We start from the raw sequence: 15,748 nt of genomic DNA, 5'->3' as shown, positions 1-15,748 counted from the left end.
AACCAGGCGAGAGCGGAGAATTCGGTCAGTTCGCCGGGAGCATGGCCCAGACGACCTTGCCGGCGCCGACCGGCGTGCTGCCCCACCGCTGGGTCAGCTCGCGCACCAGCATCAGCCCGCGGCCCCCCTCGGACCGCAGGTCGCGGCCGGTCGCGGCGCGCGCGTCGGCCGGGCTGCCGTCCATCACGGCCACCCGCAGGTACGGCCGGCGCAACGTCAGCGTGACCTGCATGGGCGTTCCGGCGTGCCGGACCACGTTGCCGACCAGCTCGCTGAGCACCAGCGAGGCCGGGCCGACCAGCTCCGGCACGTTCCACCTGCCGCACGCCTCGGTGACCAGCTCCCGGGCCCGGCGGCAGGCCCCCGCCACCGGCTCCAACCGGGCCCGCAGCCGCGGCGCGGCCTCGGCCCCGGCCAGCGCGGTGGCCTCGGCGCAGTCCTGGCGCACCGGTACCACCCGGCAGGCGGTGGTCTCGTTCAGCCAGGCCGCCGCCTCCCGCGGCGGCGCGGAGAGCACCAGCGGCACCGCCGGCCAGTCGTCCGCCCGCCGGCAGGCCGCGGCGAAGACGGAGAGCGCCAGCGGCTCGACGACGTGGACGTCCTCCAGGTCGACCACGAGCGCGTCCGGCTGCGCGGAAAGGCACCGGTCCAGCACCTCGTGCACCGCGCGCGTGGTTCCCAGGTCGAGCGCACCGGCCAGCCGTACGACGGTGACCGGGGACTCGTCGCGGACCTCGCACCTGATCCGGGTCGACATCGGGTCCTCGTTTCCAACTCGTCGGGAGGACTACCGACGTACCCGGGCCCCGGGCCACCGAAACCGGGCACCCCGCACGTCACGTCGCCGCCGCGCGTCGGGAGTGCGCGCAGGTCAGCGGCGGTGCTCGCGCCGGCCGGCGAACAGCCCCAGGGCCAGCATGGTGGCGCCCAGCAGCAGGTGCAGCCAGGTGTCGGCCCGGTCGAGCGCCAGCACGTTCGCCTCGCTGCGCCGGTCGACGGCCAGGCCGTAGAGCCAGAGGACCAGGTAGACCGCGCCACCGCCGAGCAGGAACGCGCGGGCGCCGGCGACGGTGCGGGCCAGCGCCAGGCCGGCCGCGCCGGACACCAGGTGGACGAGGTTCTGCAGCGCGGAGACCTGGAACACTCCGAGCAGGTGGGCGCCGGAGCCGGGCCCGGCGAACCGCAGCTCCGCGTACGCGCTGGTGACCCCGGGCACGAAGCCCAGCACGCCGAGCAGCAGCAGGAGCACGGCGAACCCCGAGGCGACCCGGCGTACCGGCGCGCGGCCGTCGGCCGGGTTGCGCCGCGCCCGGGAGTGCGCCATCGAGTTCGTCACGCCGACCTCCTCGCCGCCGCCGGTTTCCCCGGGCCGCCTGCGGCAAACCGGCGAGCGGAGCGGCAGCGCCCCGTGCCGGCGGGCCGAGTGGATGCCGAACGAGCGGTCGGGTCGATCCGGACGTGCCAGGGCGACGGCCGGGCCCGGACGAGCGCCGGCCCGACCGCGCGGGGCGGCCGGGCCGGTGGACGTGCTGCCGAACTCAGGCGAGCTGCAGCGGCTTCGCGGCGCCCTGGCGGACCCGGTCGTACAGCTCGACGTAGCGCTGCGCCATCCGGGCCGGGGTGAACCGCTCGGCCGCAACCCGCCGGCACTCGTCGGCCGCCAGCCCTCCGGCGGCGAGCACCAGCTCGCCCAGTTCCTCCTCGTCGGTGGTGAGCAGGCCGGTGCGGCCGTGCTCGATCAGTTCCGGCAGGCAGCCGCGGGCGGTCGCCACCACCGGCGTGCCGAGCGACAGCGACTCCACCACCGCGGTGCCGCCCGGCTCCTCCCAGCGCAGCGGGAACAGCGAGGCGCGCGCCGAGGCGACCAGGTCGTCGCGCTCCTGCCCGGCCACCGTGCCCACCCAGCGCACCAGGTCACCGTCGACGTACGGGGCGACGTGCTCGTGGAAGAACCGCACGTCCGGATTCTGTCGGGCCTCGTCGCCGGCCGCGGCCAGGTCCTCCGGCCGGTGGTACGGCCCGACCGGGCCGGCCAGCACCAGCGGGAAGCCGACCTCCCGGGCCAACCGGGCGCCCAGGTCCTGCCCCTTGCCCGGGTTGATCCGGCCGAGGATCACCACGTGCTCGCCCTTCGCCACCGCCGGGCGGCGGTCCGCGTCGACCGCGAGCGGGGTGGACAGGTGCACGTGGCCGACCGAGTGGTCCCGCAGCGCGCGCGGCGCCCGGGCCAGCTGCGAGGCGGACACCCCGTTGACCCGGACCCGGTCGCCGCCGTCCAGGTTGCCGTACAGCTCCGGGTGCTTGGCCAGGTCCCAGTGCAGGGTGTGCAGCACCGGCGGCGCGTCCGGCCCCATCGCGGCCAGCGTGGCCAGCCCGACGGCCTCCACGTGGTCGTGCACCAGGTCGACGTCGTCCCGGCGGTGCAGCTCGCGCACCACGCCGGCCAGGTGCGCCTGCGACACGCCGCAGACCTGGTTGTACGGCCGCTGCAACGCGTGGAACTGCCCGTCCGGGTAGACCGCGATCCGCTCGTCGACCGGCAGCGTGCTGCTCTCCACCGAGGCCAGCACCACCCGTACGCCGAGCCGGCGCAACTCCGGCACCAGCGTGGCGATCACGTTCTCGATCCCGCCGTAGCCCGGCGGCGGCACGGACAGCCACGGACCGGCGTTCATCAGCACGGTGAGCGTCATGCGCCGCCCTCTCTCTCACTTGTCGTTGTCACGCGGGCACCCGCCGGCGGGGGACGCGGTGGCGCAGCTCGGCCAGCGGCGGCCGTTCCTCGACCGAGACGTCGTTGACCACGATCTCCCGGTCCAGGTTGGGCAACGCCTCCGAGCCGCCGCGACGGAACTGGGTCAGCAGCGGCGTCGGGACCGTTCCCGGCGCGGCCCACCCTCGCCGTTGCAGCCGGGACCAGGCGGTCAGCATGATCTGCGCCGACATCCGGCCCAGCGCGGCGGTGTCCTGGTGCCGGTGCTTGCGCTCGCCCAGGTCGACCTGGGCCAGCGCGTCCAGCCCGACCAGGTCCAGCAGGTCGATGAGCATCGCCGTCTCGACGCCGTACCCGGTGACGAACGGCACCCGCTCCAGCACCTCCCGGCGGCCGGCGTACTCGCCGGCCAGCGGCTGCACGAAGCCGGCCAGCTCCGGCCAGAACAGGTTGAGCAGCGGCCGGGCCATCAGCTCCGTCACCCGGCCGCCGCCGTCGGGCTCCACGCTCGTCGCGCCGACCAGCGGGCGGTGGTAGAAGCCCTTGACGAACTCCACCCCCGGGTCGGTGAGCAGCGGCCCGAGCAGACCGGTGACGAAGTGCGGCCGGAACTCACGCAGGTCGGCGTCGATGAACGCCACCACGTCCCCCTCGGCGGCGGCCAGCCCGGCCCAGAGCGCGTCGCCCTTGCCGGCCAGCCGCGGCAGCCCACGCGTCATCGCGTCCTGCCCCACCACCTCGGCGCCGGCCGCGCGCGCCACCTGCGCGGTCCGGTCGGTGGACCGCGAGTCCACCACGATCAGCTCGTCGACCAGCGGCACCCGGTCCATCAGGTGCTCGCGGATGGTCGACACGATCGCGCCGACCGTGGCCTCCTCGTTCCGGGCCGGCAGCACCACGCTGACCCGGCTGGCTCCCTTGGCACCCAGCAGCCGCCCCGCCGGCCAGTCGTCGGCCGTGCTGGTGCGGTACGTGGCCCACGCCTCCACCACCGGTGAGACGGTCGAATCTGATTCCCGCACGGGCACCCCCCATTAGTGGCGGAATCGCGGACTCTTGTTTCCCAGTGGCGAGCCCGCGCTAACCGGATAATGCTCAACTACTTGATCACTAGGTGCGTACCGGTCGGTTCCCGGCAGATGAACGTCACGTTGCGGGCCGCGCCGGTTTGCCGCGGAGCCGGCCGGGGGAGTGCTTTCCGCAGCTTGTCAGTCACGGTGAGAGGGCGGTCGGATGCGGGTGGGACTGGTCGGGGCCGGCGGGGTGGCGCAACGCCACGCCCGCGTGCTCACGGGCTTCGAGGACGTGGAACTGCTCGGCGTGACGGACGTGGCGCCCCAGGCGGCGGAGGCGCTCGCCGGCACGTACGGCGGGCGGGTCTTCCCGGACGTGGCCGAGCTGCTCGCCGCCGGCCCGGACGCGGTGTACGTGTGCGTGCCGCCGTTCGCGCACGGCCCGGCCGAGGAGGCGGTGATCGCCGCCGGCGTGCCGATGTTCGTGGAGAAGCCGGTGGCGGTCGACCTGGAGACGGCCGAGCGGATCGCCGGCCTGGTACAGCGGGCCGGGCTGCGCACCGGCGTCGGGCACCACTGGCGCTACCTGCACGTGGTGGAGGAGGCGCGGCGGCTGCTCGCCGACCGGCCGGTGCGGATGGTCAACGGCGCCTGGCTCGACAAGGTGCCGCCGGTGGCCTGGTGGGCGCGGCGGGACCGCTCCGGCGGGCCGGTGGTGGAGCAGGCCGCGCACGTGCTCGACCTGGTCCGGCTGCTGGTCGGCGAGGTCACCGAGGTGACCGCGTACGGCGACGGCACCCCGCCGCCGGTCGAGGGCGCCGACATCGACTCGGTGACCGCCGCCACGCTGCGGTTCGCCTCCGGGGCGGTCGGCACGCTCGCCGCGGCCTGCGTGCTCACCTGGAAGCACCGGGCCGGCCTGGAGATCCTCGCCGACGGGCTGGCGTTGTCGCTGGCCGAGGACGGCCTGACGATCCGCGACGCCGACGGCGAGCGGCACCTGCCCGCCGACCCGGACGCCGCCCGGGTAGCGGTCGACCGGGCCTTCGTCGACGCGGTACGCGGCGTCGGCGACGACGTGCGGGTCCCGTACGCCGAGGCGCTGCGCACCCAGCGGCTCGCGCTCGCGGTGGCCGAGTCGGCGCGGACCGGCCGGCCGGTGGCGCTGCCGACCGGCCCGGCGGCCCGGCTCACCGCCGCGGTGGCGGACGCGGACGCGGGGGTGACGGTCGATGCGTGACCGGGTGGTGGTGGTCAGCGGACCCGGCCGGGTCGAGCTGGTCGAACGGGACGCGCCCGAGCTGCGCGACGGCATGTTCCGGGTGGAGACGCTCTACAGCGGCGTGTCCGCCGGCACCGAGCTGAGCTTCGTCAAGGGCACCAACCCCTACCTGCACGTCACCTGGGACGCCGGCCTCGGGCTGTTCCGGCCGGGCTCGGCGAGCACGCCGTACCCGGTCGAGCGCCTCGGCTACATGCAGGTCGGCCGGGTGGTGGAGAGCCGCACCCCGGCGATCGCGGTGGGCACGGTCGGCGCGATGACGTACGGGCACCGCAGCGGCTGGGTCGCCGACCCGGTCGCCGAGCGGTTCGTGCCGCTGCCCGACGACCTCGATCCGCTGCTCGGCGTCTACGTCGCGCACATGGGTCCGATCTGCGCCAACGGCCTGCTGCACGCCGCGGCGGACCTGTGCGGCGCCGACGTGCGTACCCTCGGCGACGGCGTCCGGGGACGGCGGGTGGCGGTGGTCGGCAGCGGCGTGGTCGCGCTGCTCACCGCGCTGTTCGCCCGCCGGCACGGCGCCGCCTCGGTGGTCGTGGTGGACCCGACCCCGGCCCGCCGGCAGGTGGCCGAGTCGCTCGGCCTGGAGACGCTCGACCCGGAGGCGGACGACCCGGCCGTGGTGCTCAAGACCCGCTGGAACCACGCCGCCGGTGACCGGGGCGCGGACGTGGTCTTCCAGTGCCGGGGCCAGGACTGGGCGTTGCAGCTCGCGCTGCGCCTGCTGCGGCCCCAGGGCACGGTGATCGACCTGGCCTTCTACCAGGGCGGCGCGGACGCGGTCCGGCTCGGCGAGGAGTTCCACCACAACGGCCTGTCGCTGCGCTGCGCGCAGATCGGGCGGGTGCCGCGCGGGCTCGCCCCGACCTGGGACCGGGAGCGGCTCTCCGCCGAGACGGTGGAGCTGCTGCGCCAGTACGGCGACCAGATCCGCAAGCACCTGGTCTCCGCGGTGGTGCCGCTGGACGAGGCGCCGGCCCTGCTCACCGACCTGGCGGAGCGCCGCCGCTCGGAGCTTCAGGTGGTCCTGACCGGCTGACCCCGGAGCGGCGACCGGCCGGCCCGGTGCGGGGTCCGGATACGGTTCGGTCATGACCGCCGAAGCCGGCCCGACGCCGGGGCTCGCCGCTCTGCTGCCCTACCTGCGCGCCCACCGCGGCACCCTGGCCGCGGTGGGCGCGCTGTCGCTCACCGGGTCCGTCGCCGCGCTCGCCCAGCCGCTGCTCACCCGCACCGTGCTGGACCGGATCACCGCCGACCGCCCGGCCGCCGCGCTGGTGGTCGCGTTGGTCGCCCTGGTGGTGGCCGGGGCGCTGCTCGGCGGGCTCCGCGACTTCCTGCTGCAACGCACCGCCGAGGGGCTCGTCCTGGGTGTCCGCCGGCGGCTGGCCGGGCACCTGCTGCGGCTGCCGATCGTGGAGTACGACCGGCGGCGCACCGGCGACCTGCTGTCCCGGGTGGGCGCCGACACCACCCTGTTGCGGGCGGTGGTCACGTCCGGTCTCTTCGAGACCGTCACCGGGGCGGTGATGGTGGTCGGCGCCGGCACCGCGATGCTGCTGCTGGACCCGCTGCTGTTCGGGGTGACGCTGGGCGCGGTCGCGGTCGGTGTGGTGTTCGCGGTCACCGTCGCGCGCCGGGTGCGGGGGCTGGCCCGGCGTGCGCAGGAACGCGTCGGCGAGATGACCTCGGCCGTCGAGCGGGCGATCTCCGCCGCGCGGACCATCCGGGCCAGCCGCGCCGAGGGTCGGGAGACCGGCACGGTGGTGGCGAGCGCGACCGCGGCGTACCGGGCCGGGCTCGGGGTGGCCCGGGCCGAGGCGGTGGTGGGCCCGGTCAGCGCGGTCACCGTGCAGGGCGCGTTCCTGCTGGTGCTGGCCGTGGGCGGGGCCCGGGTGGCGGCGGGGGCGATCAGCGTGGGCGACCTGGTCGCGTTCGTGATGTTCCTGTTCTTCCTGGTGCTGCCGCTGGGCCAGGCGGTGCACGCGTACACCCAGTTGCAGAGCGGCCTGGGCGCACTGGCCCGGATCGAGGAGATCCTCGCCGTGCCGGACGAGGGGGGCGACGACCGCCCCTCCGCGACTGTCGCACCGTCCGCCGGCGTACCGGCCCGGGTCGAGTTCGACCGGGTCGGATTCGGCTACCCGGGCGGCCCGCCGGTGCTGCGCGAGGTGAGCTTCACCGTGCCGGCCGGCACCCGGACCGCCCTGGTCGGTCCGTCCGGCGCCGGCAAGTCCACGCTGCTGGCCCTGGTCGAGCGCTTCTACGAGGTGGACGAGGGCGCCGTGCGCCTGGACGGCGTGGACGTGCGGGAGCTGCCCCGGGACGCGCTGCGCGCCCGGCTCGGCTACGTCGAGCAGGAGGCGCCGGTGCTCGCCGGCACGCTGCGCGACAACCTCCTCATCACCGCGCCCGACGCCACCGACGACCGGCTGCGCGCGGTGCTCGACGAGGTGAACCTGGGCCACCTGGCCGACCGGACCGCCGACGGGCTGGACGTGCAGGTGGGGGAGGGCGGCGTGCTGCTCTCCGGCGGGGAACGGCAGCGGCTGGCCATCGCCCGGGCGCTGCTGGCCGGGCCGCCGGTGCTGCTGCTCGACGAGCCCACCAGCAACCTCGACGCGCGCAACGAGGCGGCGTTGCGCCGGGCCATCGACGCGGTCGCGGTGCGCCGCACCCTGGTGATCGTGGCGCACCGCCTCTCCACCGTGGTGGACGCCGACCAGATCGTGGTGCTCGACGGCGGCCGGGTGGTCGCGGTCGGCACGCATGACGAGCTGACCACCACCAGCCCGCTCTACCGGGAGTTGGCCACGCACCAACTGCTCGTGGCCTGATCCGTCCGGGGCGGGGGTCACAATCGGCTCCGGTTCGCGTACCGTTGCGGCTCATGGGTGTGTCGCAACGGATGAAGACCAGGTTCCGCCGCTTCCTCCAGCGCCCGGGGACGACTGTCGACCTGGCTCCGCTGGAGAAGCTGCTGCCGGCGATCGAGGCCCGGGAGGCCGAGCTGGAGCAGCTCTCCGACGCCGAGCTGACCGAGGCCGCCGGCCGGGCCGAGAAGTACGAGGAGATCTGCGCCGTCGGGCGTGAGGCGGCCCGTCGCGGGCTCGACCAGCGCCCCTACGACGTGCAGCTGCTCGGCGCCATGGCGCTGCTCTCCGGCAAGGTCGCGGAGATGGCCACCGGTGAGGGCAAGACGCTCACCGCGACCGTCGCCGCCTACGGGCACGTGCGGCTGGGCAACGGCCCGGTTCACGTGCTCACCGTCAACGACTACCTGGCCCGCCGCGACGCGGAGTGGATGGAGCCGGTCTACACCCTGCTCGGGCTCACCGTCGGGTGGGTCAACGAGGCCTCCACGCCGCAGGAGCGGCGCGCCGCGTACGGCTGCGACGTCACCTACGTCGCGGTCAGCGAGGCCGGCTTCGACTACCTGCGCGACCAGCTCGCCACCGACCTGGCCGACCGGGTGCAGCCGCCGCTGAAGACCGCGATCGTCGACGAGGCCGACTCGATCCTCATCGACGAGGCGCGGGTGCCGATGGTGCTCGCCGGCGCGGTGCCGGGCGAGCAGGATCCGGTGCACGCCGCCGCCGCGCTGGTGCGCGGCCTGCGCAAGGGCAAGCACTACACCGTCGCCGAGGACGGCCGCAGCGTCGCCTTCACCTCGCTGGGCCTGGCCACCGTCGAGGCCAAGCTGGGCGGCATCGACCTCTACGACGCCGAGCACGTCGGGCAGCTCTCCGCGGTGAACGTGGCGCTGCACGCGCACGCCCTGCTGCACCGCGACGTCGACTACATCGTCCGGGACGACTCGGTCGAGCTGATCGACGAGATGCGCGGCCGGGTCGCCCAGCGCCGCCGCTGGCCGGACGGCCTGCAGGCCGCGGTCGAGGCGAAGGAGGGGCTGGACGCCACCGCCGAGGGCGAGGTGCTGGGCACGGTCACCGTCCAGGCCTTCATCGCGCTCTACCCGACGGTCTGCGGGATGACCGCGACCGCGGTGCTCGTCGGCGACCAGCTCCGCGAGTTCTTCGGCCTCGAGGTGGCGGTGATCCCGCCGAACACCCCGTGCGTACGGGAGGACGAGCCGGACCGCATCTACGCCACCCGCGCCGAGAAGGAGGAGGCGCTGGTCGACGAGATCAGTCGCTGCCACGAGGCGGGGCGTCCGGTGCTGGTCGGCACGCTCGACGTCAAGGAGTCCGAGGCGCTGGCCGCCGCGCTGGGCGCCGCCGGGGTGCCGAGCGTGGTGCTCAACGCCAAGAACGACGACGAGGAGGCGGGGATCATCGCCGAGGCCGGCGCGTACGGCGCGGTGACGGTCTCCACCCAGATGGCCGGCCGGGGCGTGGACATCCGGCTCGGCGGCAGCGACCAGTCCGACCGGGAGCGGGTGGCCGAGCTGGGTGGCCTCTACGTGATCGGCAGCGGCCGGCACGACAGCCGCCGGGTCGACGACCAGCTGCGGGGCCGGGCGGGCCGGCAGGGTGACCCGGGCGGGTCGGTCTTCTTCGTCAGCCTGGAGGACGACCTGGTCGTCCGGCACGCCGGCGACACGGTGCCGGCCTCGCCCCGGATGAACGCCGACGGGCTGGTCACCGACGCGCAGGTCGACTACGCGGTGGAGCACGCCCAGCGGGTCGCCGAGGGCGTCAACCACGAGATCCACCGCAACACCTGGCGCTACAGCCACGTGATCGAGCAGCAGCGCAAGGCCCTGGCGGAGCGGCGGGAGCGGCTGCTGACCACCGACATCGCCGCGCTCATGCTCATGGAGCGGGTGCCGGAGAAGGCCAACGAGATGGACGAGGACCTGCTCGCCGACGTGGCCCGCAAGATCGCTCTCTACCACCTGGACCGGCTCTGGGCCGAGCACCTGGCCGAGCTGTCCGAGGTGCGCGAGGGCGTGCACCTGCGGGCCCTCGGGCGCCTCGACCCGTTGGACGAGTTCCACCGCAGCGCGGTGCCGGCGTTCAACGCGCTGATGCCCGAGATCGAGACGCGGACCATCGCCACGTTCGAGGAGACGGAGTTCGACGAGGGCTGGGAGCCGGACGCGTCGAAGCTGGTGCGGCCGACCGCCACCTGGACCTACCTGGTGCACGACAACCCGTTCGGTTCGGAACTGGACCGGCTGATCGCGTCGGTGGGCCGGCGGCTGATCTCCGGGTCCCGCTGACCCGCGTCGCGGCGGCCCCTCCGGCCGGTACGGCCGGAGGGGCCCCTTTTGCGCGGTTTCGACGCCGGTCCGGTCGGGTAGTAGGCCGAGGCTCGGCCAGAGAGAGGACGGACATGGGACAGGCAACGGCGCCGGACGGGGACACCGCGTGGACGGACGCGGGGGCGGTGGAGGCCTCGTCGCGGTGAACCTCGACGCCTGCCAGCCGATGACCGACGACCTGGGCGTGCTGGAGACCGCCGCGCTGCTGCGTGAACTGACCGCAGGCCTGATCGCCGTGGCCGACTTCGACCAGGCGCTGGACCGCCTGGTCCGCATCGCCCGCGACGCGGTGCCCGGTGTCGACTGCTGCGGCTTCACCGCGCTGCGCGCCGGCGAGCCGGCCGGGGTGGCCGCGTCCGACCCGCACCGGGCCGAGTTGGACGACCTGCGGCACGGCCCGGACACGCCGGCCCTGACCGCCATCCGCCGCCGCGAGATGATCATCGCGGGCGGGCTGGTGGACGAGACCCGCTGGCCGGTGTGGAGCGCGCGTGCCCGTGCGCTCGGCGTGCGCGGGGTGATCTCCGCGCCGGTGGACGTGGACGAGCAGGTCATCGGCGCGATCAACCTCTACGCGCAGTCGCCGGAGGCGCTCACCCCGAGCCACCAGCTCACCGCGATGCTGTTGGCCGAGCACGCCGGGCTGCTGCTCGCCGCGGTGCGTGACCGGGAACGGGCGAGCGCCCACGCCGACCAGCTCGACAACGCGCTGCTCGCCGAGGGCGTGGTCGGCCAGGCGGTCGGGGTGATCATGACGCAGCGGGGCTGCCCGGCGCCGGAGGCCCTGGGCGTGTTGCGCAGTGCCGCCGCCTCGTTGGCCATTCCGTTGCGCGAGGTGGCCGAGCGGCTCGTGCTCACCGTGTCCCGGCCCCGGGACAACTGACCGACAGTCGTTTCGCGTCGCGGGGCGTCGGGTAGCACCCTGGACTGGTGATCTGCGCCGACGTGGGGAGAACGCGATGGAGAGCCGACTTCGGGTGCAGGGGCACCCCATTCAACCGATGCTGGTGACGTTCCCGTTCGGGCTCTTCGTCAGCGCCGCCGTCTTCGACCTGGCCGACGTCGCCGGCGGCCCGGCCTTCCTCGGTGAGGTGGGCTACTGGACGGCGGTCGCCGCGCTGGTCGCGGCCGGGCTCGCGACGGTCGCCGGGCTGGTCGACCTGTGGGACGTGCGGATCGGCCGGGCCAACCGGACCGCTGTCACGTTCAACCTGGTCAATGCCGTGATGGCGGCGATGTTCCTGCTCACCTGCCTGATCCGGGCGCACGCGCCGCAGCGCGGCGCGACCGGCGGCCAGCTCGCCACCGAGCTGGTCGCGCTGGCGGTGGGCGCGGTCGGCGTGGCCCTGGGCGCACGGCTGATGCAGCAGTCCGACCGGGGTCGTGCCGCGGAGCCGGCCGGGCTGGAGACCGTTGACGGGCTTCCCGGCGCGACGGTCGAGATCGCCCGGCCCCGGCCGTTCTGACCCGCCCGCTGCGCGGCCACGCCCGGCGGTAGGGGCACCGGGCGCGCTGGCGGTGGGGGCACCGGGCGTGTCGCGGCGAAAACAGGGTCACGTGCCAACCGGTATGCCTCCTGGTCATAATTATGACCAGGAGGCATACCGCACTTCGGCCGAGCATTTCTCCGAGCGGTCACGCCGAGTAACGGGCCACCTCGCCATCACGGGCTGCCACGCGGGGGCCCGGCCGGGCCGGCGCACGGGCGGGCCCGGCCGGGCCGTCGCCACCCAGGCCGGCGGACAGCGCGGGCGCGAGCGCGTGCGCCCGTGCCGGGGCGCCGAAATCGCGTTGCCGGCCGCCGCCACCTGGCGGCACGCTCGGCCGATGGTCACCGATCGTGGATTCGACGAACTGGTCGCCGAGGCCGAGGCCGCGCCGGTCGAGGGATGGGGCTTCTCCTGGCTGGCCGGGCGGGCCACCGAGGAGCGTCCGCCGTGGGGCTACGCGGGTCTGGTCGGGGCCCGGCTGGCGACCGTCGACGCCGCCTTGGACATCGACACCGGCGGCGGCGAGGTGCTGGCCGAGGCGCCGGCGCCGCCACCGCTGCTGGTCGCCACCGAGGCCTGGCCGCCGAACGTGCCGGTGGCCCGGCGCACCCTGCGCCGGGTCGGTGGGCACGTGGTCCGCGTCGGCGAGCGCCCGCCGCTGCCGTTCCGCGATGCCGCGTTCGACCTGGTGGTCAGCCGGCATCCGGTGCACACCTGGTGGGACGAGGTGGCCCGGGTGCTGCGGCCGGGCGGCAGCTACCTCTCGCAGCAGATCGGCCCGGGCACCGTGCGGGAGCTCAGTGAGGCGATCCTCGGGCCGCTGCCGCCACCGGAGCACCGCCACCCGGAGCACGCGGTCGCCGCCGCCGAGGCCGCCGGGCTGACCGTGGTGGACCTGCGGACCGCCACCCTGCGTACCGTCTTCCACGACATCGGCGCGGTGGTCTGGTTCCTGCGCAAGGTGGTCTGGACCGTGCCCGGTTTCACGGTCGACGGGCACCGCGCCGCGCTGCGCCGGCTGGACGAGCGGATCCGGGCCGAGGGCCGGTTCGTGGCCCACGCCCGGCGGTTCCTCATCGAGGCGCGCCGCCGGTGACCGGGGGGTGCGCGGCGGCGTGGTGCGCGGCCAGCACGTCGGCGCCGAAGTCGCCGGCCGGGCGGCGCAGCACGGTGTGCGCGTGATTGCCGTCGTCGCTGGTGTTGTCGTACTCGATCAGCAGGTCGTCGCCCTGCACCCGGTAGTAGTGCCGCCGGCCCGGCTCGACCGGGCCGGCCCAGGCGAAGTGCAGCTCGCCGCCGTCGAGCCGGTCGGCCTCCCGGGCGGCCAGCTCGGCGGGGAGCCGGTCGAGGTAGAGCGCGACGAGGCGGTCGAGAAGCGCGCGGCCGGTCGGCCCGAGCCGGCCGCGCGCCACGCCGAGCGGGTCGAGCCGGCCGGGCGCGGTGGGCCGGGTGGCGCTGATGATGTCGGCGGGCGCCTCCGCGGTGATGATCGCGGCGGATCGCCCGCCCGGTCCGAGCGCGTCCAGCAGTTCGCGGGCCAGGTCCTCCTCCGGCCCCAGCGGCCGGGAGACCGGCCGGCCGGCGTGCCGGACCGTGGCCGGGTTGGCGCCGAGGAAGATCGGGGCGGGGGAGACCCGGTCGTCGGCGACGGTCATGCTCACCGACAGGTGGTGGCCCTCGAACCGCCACGCCCAGCGGTCGTCGCGCGCCGGGTCGCCGAAGACCGCCACCCGGTAGTCGCCGCTGTGCCGGCCGCGCCGCCAGCCCTCCGCCCGGTCGAGCACCTCCTCCAGCGCCACCACGGCCATCGCCTGCGCGTAGGCGGCCGGGCTCAGCGCGGTGGCGAGCAGCCGGTGCGCGGCCTTGCGGGCGGTGACGTCGAGGTCGGCGACCGCGACGCCGGGGCGGGGCCGGGGCCGGTACTCCAGCCACCGCCGGGCCGGCTCGTCGTCGAAGTCGTGCCGGGCGCGCCGGCTGGCCGGGGCGTCGAGCGCCGCCAGCAGCGCGGTGGCCGCCGTGCGCATCTGCTCGGGTACGAGATCCTCCACCGACCCTGTATACCCGCGCGCGGCCGTCAGTCGCGGCCGAGCAGCGCCAGCATCTCGGGCAGCGCGAAGAACCGGGCGGTCTCGACCGCCGACGGGCCCCCGTGGTCCGGGTCGGCGCCGGCGTCGAGCAGCGCTCGTACCGCCGTCGTGTCCTGCCGGAACACGGCCGCCGCCAGGGCGGTCTGCCCCCGGTCGTTGACCCGGGCCGGGTCGGCGCCACGGGCGAGCAACGCGGCCACGGTCTCCGGGTGGGCGTGGTAGGCGGCCAGGATCAGCAGCGTGTCGCCCTTGCCGTTGGTGAGGTTGACCGGTAGGCCGGCGTCCACGTTGGCCGCCAGTTCCTCGGTCGCGCCGGCCCGGGCCAGGTCGAACATCCGGTGGGCGAAGTCGATCGTCGCGGCGTCCAGTTCGTCGGGCATCCGCCCAGGTTAGGGCGTGCGGGCCGGCCGTGCCTGGTAGCTTGCGCAGCCGGGCACGGGAGGCGGGCATGGACGATCGGGTGTACGTGGGCAACGCGGCGGTGGACGGTGCGACCGACGCGGGCTGGTTGCTGGGTCACTTCAAGCCGCCCGGCGACGTGCGGCACAGCGCCGAGGTCGAGGTGAAGTGGGGCGTGCACCCGGCGGGGGAGGCCCGGTCGCGGTGGGCCACCGGCGAGCGGCGTACCGCGCTGCTGGTGCTGGTCAGCGGCGCGTTCCGGGTCGAGCTGCCGGACCGCACGGTGGTGCTGCGCGCGGCCGGCGACTACGTGGTGTGGGGCCGGGGCGTGGACCACTCCTGGTACGCCGAGCGCGAGTCCACAGTGCTCACCGTCCGCTGGCCGTCGGTGCCGGGTTACCGGGTGGACCCGCCGGTCGTGCGCTGACCGCGTCCCAGTATTCGGTATTACCTACTAAACCTATAGGGTTTGCCGTCTAGAGTGTGGGGGCACGCGCCGCTCCGCACCGTGAGGACGTCCCGCCGATGACCAGGACCGACCCGACCGATCTGCTCACCGTCGCCACCCACTGGGCCGACCCGACCGGCTGGCCGGTGCCGCTGAGCTTCGACCGGTCCGAACGCTGGTACGCGCGGCTGCACGCCGACGACGAGCGCGAGGTGTGGGCGCTGAGTTGGCTGCCCGGGCAGGGCACCGACCTGCACGACCACGGCGGCTCCTCCGGTGCCTTCCTGGTCGTCGCCGGCGTCCTCACCGAGGAGACGGTCAGCGGCGGCCGGCTTCGCCCGCACCGCCTCGCCGCGGGCGCCGGCCGGCGTTTCGGCGCCCGGCACGTGCACCAGGTCACCAACCGGGGCGACCAGCCGGCGGTCAGCGTCCACGTCTACCGGCCCGCGTTGCGCCGGATGACCCGCTACCGGCTCGACGCCGGGCGGCTGCGGGTCGCCGAGGTCGCCGAGGCCGGTGTCGCGTGGTGAGCCGATCGGCCACCCCGCCCCCGGTTCCCGCCGAACGGAAGGACGCCACCATGGCGCTGACCCCCGCCCCCGCCGAGAGCTGTCCGGTCCCGCCACCCGGCTCGCGGGGCATCGACGAGATCCTCGCCGCCGCCCGTGCCCGGCTGCGTCGCCTCGACCCCGAGCAGGCGCACCTCGCCTGTCGGGCCGGCGCGCTGCTGGTCGACATCCGCCCGGCCGGCCAGCGGGCCGCGCACGGCACCGTGCCCGGCGCGCTCACCGTCGAGCGCAACGTCCTGGAATGGCGCTTCGATCCGCGCTGCGCGGCCCGGCTGCCGCAGGCGGTCGACTACGACGTGCCGGTGGTCGTCCTCTGCCAGGAGGGCTACACCTCGTCGCTGGCCGCCGCCGCGCTCCAGGACATCGGCCTGGGCCGGGCCACCGACGTGATCGGCGGCTTCGCCGCCTGGCGCATCGCCGGCCTGCCCACCCTCGGCCCCACCCCGCCGCCCCGACCCTCGTCCACCGCGCCCCCGGTCACCGCCGGCCGGGCGCTCCGCTGACCGTCCCGCCGCACCCG

Annotated in this window: 16 protein-coding genes; 10 read left to right on the top strand and 6 right to left on the bottom strand. The window is 75.4% G+C overall.

The annotated features are described in order from the left end of the window. Positions 1–25 precede the first annotated feature (25 nt). From GA0070213_RS05655 to GA0070213_RS05640, 4 genes are all read right to left on the bottom strand, one after another. Entirely contained in the window at positions 26–757 is a 732-nt protein-coding gene (locus GA0070213_RS05655) for an ATP-binding protein (RefSeq protein WP_091058352.1), read from the bottom strand. Positions 758–871: 114 nt separating this feature from the next. Beyond that, a complete protein-coding gene (locus GA0070213_RS05650; RefSeq protein ID WP_175441223.1) occupies positions 872–1,324 on the bottom strand; it encodes a DUF4383 domain-containing protein in 453 nt (150 codons plus the stop codon). 214 nt (positions 1,325–1,538) lie between these two features. Continuing rightward, the gene (locus GA0070213_RS05645; RefSeq protein ID WP_091058346.1) at positions 1,539–2,693 is read right to left on the bottom strand and encodes a glycosyltransferase; all 1,155 of its coding nucleotides are present in this window, start codon (positions 2,691–2,693) and stop codon (positions 1,539–1,541) included. Positions 2,694–2,721: 28 nt separating this feature from the next. Then, on the bottom strand, positions 2,722–3,702 hold the full coding sequence (locus tag GA0070213_RS05640; RefSeq protein ID WP_245716276.1) for a glucosyl-3-phosphoglycerate synthase: 981 nt from the start codon (positions 3,700–3,702) through the stop codon (positions 2,722–2,724). A 244-nt stretch (positions 3,703–3,946) separates the two neighbouring features. On the opposite strand from GA0070213_RS05640, the gene GA0070213_RS05635 reads away from it, so the two are divergent. The 7 genes from GA0070213_RS05635 (at position 3,947) to GA0070213_RS05605 (ending at position 12,821) form a co-directional block, all read left to right on the top strand. Continuing rightward, the gene (locus GA0070213_RS05635; RefSeq protein WP_091058342.1) at positions 3,947–4,966 is read left to right on the top strand and encodes a Gfo/Idh/MocA family protein; all 1,020 of its coding nucleotides are present in this window, start codon (positions 3,947–3,949) and stop codon (positions 4,964–4,966) included. Further along, positions 4,959–6,047: a zinc-dependent alcohol dehydrogenase gene (locus GA0070213_RS05630; protein ID WP_091058338.1), complete on the top strand. Its 1,089-nt coding sequence runs from the start codon at positions 4,959–4,961 to the stop codon at positions 6,045–6,047. Before GA0070213_RS05635 ends, GA0070213_RS05630 begins: the two co-directional genes overlap by 8 nt. 52 nt (positions 6,048–6,099) lie before the next feature. Continuing rightward, complete coding sequence (locus GA0070213_RS05625; protein ID WP_091058336.1) at positions 6,100–7,845, top strand: ABC transporter ATP-binding protein; 1,746 nt, start codon at positions 6,100–6,102, stop codon at positions 7,843–7,845. A 53-nt stretch (positions 7,846–7,898) separates the two neighbouring features. Continuing rightward, positions 7,899–10,193 carry an accessory Sec system translocase SecA2 gene (gene secA2, locus GA0070213_RS05620; protein ID WP_091058333.1) on the top strand — a complete coding sequence of 765 codons (2,295 nt, stop codon included), beginning with the start codon at positions 7,899–7,901 and terminating at the stop codon, positions 10,191–10,193. Between the two features lie 208 nt (positions 10,194–10,401). After that, positions 10,402–11,118 (top strand): GAF and ANTAR domain-containing protein, encoded by a 717-nt coding sequence (locus tag GA0070213_RS05615; RefSeq protein ID WP_425412803.1) that lies wholly within the window; start codon positions 10,402–10,404, stop codon positions 11,116–11,118. Positions 11,119–11,194: 76 nt separating this feature from the next. Next, entirely contained in the window at positions 11,195–11,701 is a 507-nt protein-coding gene (locus GA0070213_RS05610) for a DUF2231 domain-containing protein (protein WP_091058326.1), read from the top strand. A 361-nt stretch (positions 11,702–12,062) separates the two neighbouring features. Further along, a complete protein-coding gene (locus tag GA0070213_RS05605) occupies positions 12,063–12,821 on the top strand; it encodes a class I SAM-dependent methyltransferase (protein WP_091058613.1) in 759 nt (252 codons plus the stop codon). Here GA0070213_RS05605 and GA0070213_RS05600 read toward each other — a convergent pair. Continuing rightward, a complete protein-coding gene (locus tag GA0070213_RS05600) occupies positions 12,799–13,749 on the bottom strand; it encodes a DUF3500 domain-containing protein (protein WP_425412802.1) in 951 nt (316 codons plus the stop codon). The genes GA0070213_RS05605 and GA0070213_RS05600 overlap by 23 nt on opposite strands. A gap of 50 nt (positions 13,750–13,799) precedes the next feature. Continuing rightward, a complete protein-coding gene (locus tag GA0070213_RS05595; RefSeq protein ID WP_091058323.1) occupies positions 13,800–14,192 on the bottom strand; it encodes an ankyrin repeat domain-containing protein in 393 nt (130 codons plus the stop codon). Positions 14,193–14,260: 68 nt separating this feature from the next. Between GA0070213_RS05595 and GA0070213_RS05590 the strand changes: the two genes are divergently transcribed. The 3 genes from GA0070213_RS05590 (at position 14,261) to GA0070213_RS05580 (ending at position 15,731) form a co-directional block, all read left to right on the top strand. After that, positions 14,261–14,638 (top strand): cupin domain-containing protein, encoded by a 378-nt coding sequence (locus GA0070213_RS05590; protein WP_091058320.1) that lies wholly within the window; start codon positions 14,261–14,263, stop codon positions 14,636–14,638. A gap of 98 nt (positions 14,639–14,736) precedes the next feature. Continuing rightward, a complete protein-coding gene (locus GA0070213_RS05585) occupies positions 14,737–15,189 on the top strand; it encodes a cysteine dioxygenase (RefSeq protein WP_091058317.1) in 453 nt (150 codons plus the stop codon). Between the two features lie 50 nt (positions 15,190–15,239). Then, a complete protein-coding gene (locus tag GA0070213_RS05580; RefSeq protein ID WP_091058312.1) occupies positions 15,240–15,731 on the top strand; it encodes a rhodanese-like domain-containing protein in 492 nt (163 codons plus the stop codon). Positions 15,732–15,748 lie beyond the last annotated feature (17 nt).

It is taken from the genome of Micromonospora humi (assembly GCF_900090105.1).
GTDB lineage: Bacteria > Actinomycetota > Actinomycetes > Mycobacteriales > Micromonosporaceae > Micromonospora > Micromonospora humi.
Note: the sequence above shows the minus strand (reverse complement) of the source record. Positions and strands in the feature narration are given on the sequence as shown.